Origin of the sequence: Streptococcus sp. IsoGale021, assembly GCF_031142795.1 — a bacterium.
Classification (GTDB): Bacteria; Bacillota; Bacilli; order Lactobacillales; family Streptococcaceae; genus Streptococcus; species Streptococcus hominis.
This window is the reverse complement of record NZ_JAKZJH010000021.1, coordinates 1-1,586: the sequence shown is the minus strand read 5'-3', so window position 1 is coordinate 1,586 and position 1,586 is coordinate 1. Positions and strand designations below refer to the sequence as shown.

Annotated in this window: 1 protein-coding gene; it reads left to right on the top strand. The window is 42.8% G+C overall.

All coding sequences use genetic code 11. From position 1 onward, the window contains the following. Positions 1–190 precede the first annotated feature (190 nt). On the top strand, positions 191–1,586 hold a 1,396-nt coding region (locus tag RG565_RS08930; protein ID WP_247937543.1), incomplete at its 3' end, for an IS1182 family transposase.

Sequence of the window (1,586 nt, the reverse complement as noted above, 5' to 3'; positions counted from 1 at the left end):
GAGCCTGTTTAAAAGAGCCTGGGACAATAATGTCTCGATTCTATCAAAAAAAAGCAACGGTTTTACCGTTGCTTTTTGCATAGTTGCGATAGTCTTGGTAAAATAGAATTGCTTAATAAACCATTTAGAAAGGCTATCTCATGCACATTCACTATAACACAAATCAGACAACTTTGCCACTAGAACTTGCTTGTGTCTTGCCCCAAGGCCGCATCGTCTTCACTATCGAAAAGGTCGTCAATGCACTAGAAGCCGGTCAGTTTCAGTCTTTCTACATGATTTTGGTCGCCCTTCCTATCACCCAAAGTTACTTCTGTCTGCCCTCCTCTTTGCTTATTCCCAAGGAAGTTTCTCTGGCCGTAAGATTGAAAAGATGATGGCAGAAAATCTAGCCATGCAGTACTTGACAGGGCAGTTGGTTGTCAGCTACCGGACCATCAACCGTTTCCGTGTAGCTGCCGGGATGGAAAATCTGCTGCGAGAACTCTTTATCGAGCTCAATCTTCAGTTGAAAATGGAAAAGTTGGTAACACTTGATGGTCTCTACATTGATGGCACTAAGATTGAGGCCAACACCAATAAGTATAGTTTCGTTTGGAAGAAAGCGACAGAGAAATTCTCCGCTAAACTTCAAGAACAGATGCAGGTCTATTTCCAAGAAGAAATCACCCCTCTTATCCATCAAGCCATTGAACTGGATACACAAGAGTCCATCTCCTCAGAACAGTTGACTGAGTTCGCTCAACTTCTTGAAGAAGAATTGGCTGGACTGAGCCAAGATATTGAGGAAACACCAGTTAAAGGTAAGGACGAGCGTAAGACCAAACGCCGCAAGCTCAAGAAAGTCCTGCGTAAAGTCAAGGATGATTTTTCAGTGCGGGCCGAAAAATACGAGATTTATCAAGAGACCTTCCAAGGTCGAAAGAGTTTTTCTAAGACGGATCATGATGCGACTTTCATGAGAATGAAAGAAGATCCTATGAGAAATGGACAACTCAAACCTGGCTACAACCTACAAATCGCCACTGAAAATCAGTTCGTCCTTCACTATGACATTTATCCAAATCCAACAGATACCAGAACGCTCTTGCCTTTTTTAGAAACGAATCCACATGAGTTAAAAACGGTTGTCGCCGATACGGGCTATGGTAGCGAGGAGAATCTTCTCACCTTGGATAGGATGGGCGTTGACCACTTGATTAAATATGGTCTTTTTGACAAGGAACAGAAGAAAAAACACAAAGAATCTAATAGGAATTTGGCTAACTGGACTTACGATGGAACAGCTGATTCCTACACCCATCCAAAGGGTTGGGTATACCAGTTTGACCATCTCAAACACAGCCATACCACGATAGGTTTCAAGCAGGAAATCAGGGTTTATAAGGCAGAACAACCTGACTTGGCTCCGCAAAAGGGACTTTATGTCAATGAGCGATATCAAGTCTTAAAACGAAAGGAAAGCCAAGTGCTTTTATCTGACGAAGGCAGTCACATCTTTGCCCAACGTAAAGTTGATGTGGAACCTGTCTTTGGTCAGATAAAGGCTTGTTTGGGGTACAAACGATGTAATCTCAGAGGCAGAC